General features: G+C 61.9%; 3 protein-coding genes. All 3 read left to right on the top strand.

The annotated features are described in order from the left end of the window. Positions 1–229, top strand: a 229-nt coding sequence (locus ABY403_RS15185; RefSeq protein WP_372841661.1) for a hypothetical protein, incomplete at its 5' end; no start/stop codon positions are given. Positions 230–338: 109 nt separating this feature from the next. Beyond that, positions 339–1,088, top strand: a complete 750-nt coding sequence (locus tag ABY403_RS15180) for a lytic transglycosylase domain-containing protein (protein WP_372841660.1) — start codon at positions 339–341, stop codon at positions 1,086–1,088. Continuing rightward, positions 1,088–2,904: flagellar biosynthesis protein FlhA (locus tag ABY403_RS15175; protein WP_372841659.1), on the top strand; the 1,817-nt coding region annotated here is incomplete at its 3' end. The genes ABY403_RS15180 and ABY403_RS15175, both read left to right, overlap by 1 nt.

The raw sequence follows: 2,904 nt of genomic DNA, 5'->3' as shown, positions 1-2,904 counted from the left end.
TGCCGCTGAAGAAGCATGGGCAGCTGGCGCATGGGCCGAGGCGGCAGTGCTTGGCACCGACGCCCAGCGCGCGTTGCTGGCAGCCTTCGGGCTTGGCACCCCAACCCCCGATGCCGCACCTGCGCCGCCAGATGAGGCACCGCTCGCCGCTTCGCGCGCGCTGCTGACCAGCGCACGCGCCGCTCGCGAGGCGCTTGCTCAGGTGCTTGCCGAGACGCCTATCAATTAGGGCGACATTGGGTAGGGGAATACGCCGCAGTTGGTCACCAAATCTCAACCCCTTCGCCGCTACCCTATCAATGGGCGCAGTATGTGCCCGACTAGGCGGGAGAATCCTGATGGCGCGCGTGTTGGTAGGGCTATTCTGGGCGGTGCTTTTGGTAACATCTCCGGCCCGCGCCGCGCTTTTGGCGCGGGAAATCTGCGAGCAGGTCACACAAATCGCCGCGCAGCAAAGCGGCGTACCGCTTGATGTGATGCGCGCAATATCGCTGACCGAAACCGGCCGCACGATTGAAGGCGCGTATCGCGCCTGGCCTTGGGCCGTGAATATGGAGGGCGAGGCTGCATGGTTCGCAGACCGGACTTCGGCAACCGCTTTTGTGCTGGAAGCCTATGCGCGCGGAGCCCGCAGCTTTGACATCGGCTGCTTTCAGATCAACTACAAATGGCACGGCGCGCATTTCGCCTCGATCGAGCAGATGTTCGACCCGCTTGCAAACGCACAATATGCCGCGCACCATTTGCTAGAGCTCTACGCCGAAAAGGGCAATTGGCGCGATGCGGCGGGTGCTTATCACTCGCGCACGCCCGAATATGCAAACCGCTACATGGCGCGGTTCGAATCCATCCTTGCCGGTTTGAGGGGTGCTCCATCCGGCCCCCTTCCTCAACCCATGCCGGATATTCCTGATATTCCAGACATCGTGCTTGCCGCCTATGGCGCACCGACGCAACCGCAGCCGCGCGTCAATCGATTTCCGCTTTTGCAAGCTGGCGATGCTGGCGGGCTCGGCTCTCTCGTTCCACGCGCCGCGGGTAGCACTACGGGGCTGCTCCACACCACGACCGCACCGTTGTTGCAGTGATGCCGACCTTCTCGCTCCAAACTGTTTTTCGACCGACCATTTTGCTGGCGCTGGCGCTGATGGCGGTGATCGTGATGATGATTCTGCCGATGCCTTCGTGGGTGCTTGATATCGGGCTTGCCACCTCGTTCGCGATTGCGATCTTGATCTTCACGGTGACGCTATTCATCGAGCGGCCGCTCGAGTTTTCTGCCTTCCCGACGATCCTGCTCGCATCGCTGATGCTGCGCCTTTCCCTCAACGTCTCGTCGACAAAGCTCATCATCGGAGAGGGGCACACAGGCACCAATGCCGCGGGCGAGGTGATCGAAGGTTTTGCATCTTTCATCATGGGCGGCTCGGTGCTGATCGGGTTGGTTGTTTTCGGCGTCATCCTGATCGTCAATTTCATCGTCATCACCAAGGGTGCGGGCCGCATGGCCGAGGTGGGCGCGCGCTTCGCGCTTGATGCGATGCCAGGCAAGCAACTTGCCATCGACAGCGACATGAATGCGGGTGCCATCGACCATGCCGAGGCCAAAGCGCGGCGCGAACGCGAACAGGCAGAAACAACCTTTTTCGGCTCGCTGGACGGTGCTTCAAAATTCGTGAAGGGCGATGCGGTTGCGGGGTTACTGATTACCCTGCTCAACCTTGTGATGGGGCTGATCATCGGCGTCTCGGTCCACGGAATGCCACTCGGGCGCGCGCTAGAGACCTATGCGATTCTGACCGTGGGCGATGGGTTGGTAAGCCAAATCCCGGCGGTCATCATTTCTATCGCCTCGGCTCTGCTTTTGTCGCGCGGCGGGGCAAAAGGTGCCGTCGATATCGAGATATTTCGCCAGCTTGGCAGATACCCCGCGGCGTTGACCACGGTAGCGGTATTGATGGCGCTGTTTGCCTTGGTGCCGGGCTTGCCGTTCGCGCCTTTCATCATTGGTGCAGCGGTTCTTGGCGTGACCGCGGCGATGATCGAACGCAGCGCCCGCCGCCTTGCCGCGCGCGAAGCCATGAAAATGCCGGCACCCGATGCCGCACCGCGCCGCCGCTCGCTGGGTGATCTGTTGGATATCGACGAGATCCATGTAGAGTTTGCGCCCAATCTGGTCGCCATGGTGCTCGACCCGGCGACCGGGCTCGACGCGCGCATCACCAATATGCGCAACCACGTCGCCGCGAGCTTTGGCTTGATTCTGCCAGAAATGCGGTTGACCGATGACAGCACGCTCGGCCCCGGGGAATACCGCATTCGCATTCAGGGTGTCGAACAGGCGCGCGACCAGCTTTTTCCTGATCGGGTGCTGGCGCTGATCGCCGACAACCGCGAATTGCTTCCGCCCGGCGACGATGTGCGCGAACCGGTCTATGGTGCCAGCGCGCGTTGGGTGGCACCCACAATGCAGGAGGAGGCTGTGCTGGCCGGCTCTACCGTTGTCGGCGCAACCGAGGTGTTGGCCACGCATCTGCTTGAAGTCATCAAGCGCAATTTCGGCCGCCTGCTAAGCCTGCGCGCGCTGCGCCGACTGCTGGAAGAAGCGGTCAACCTTTCCGATCCGTTCCGCGCGGAATCCACGCGCAAGCTGCTTGACGAGCTTATCCCCGACAAGGTGCCGATCGATTTGCTGCTTGCCGTGCTGCGCTTGCTGCTGGATGAGAGGGTCTCGATCCGCAACCTGCCGCTGATCCTTGAAGCCATCGCAGAATCCCGCGGATTGCAGAACCCCGAGGCGATCTGCGAGCATGTGCGCCAGCGGCTCGGGTTTCAGCTGGTGGCCGAGCTTCGGCGCAGCGATGGCACGATCCCGCTGCTGCAACTGTCGCCCGAATGGGAAGA

It is taken from the genome of Phaeovulum sp., from assembly GCF_041596715.1.
Lineage (GTDB): Bacteria > Pseudomonadota > Alphaproteobacteria > Rhodobacterales > Rhodobacteraceae > UBA6213.
The sequence above is the reverse complement of the archived record's forward strand: the minus strand, read 5'-3'. Positions and strand labels throughout refer to the sequence as shown.

Excerpts from the sequence above, each read along its gene's own strand:
- ABY403_RS15180 (WP_372841660.1), top strand. The coding sequence starts at position 339 with ATGGCGCGCGTGTTGGTAGGGCTATTCTGGGCGGTGCTTTTGGTAACA.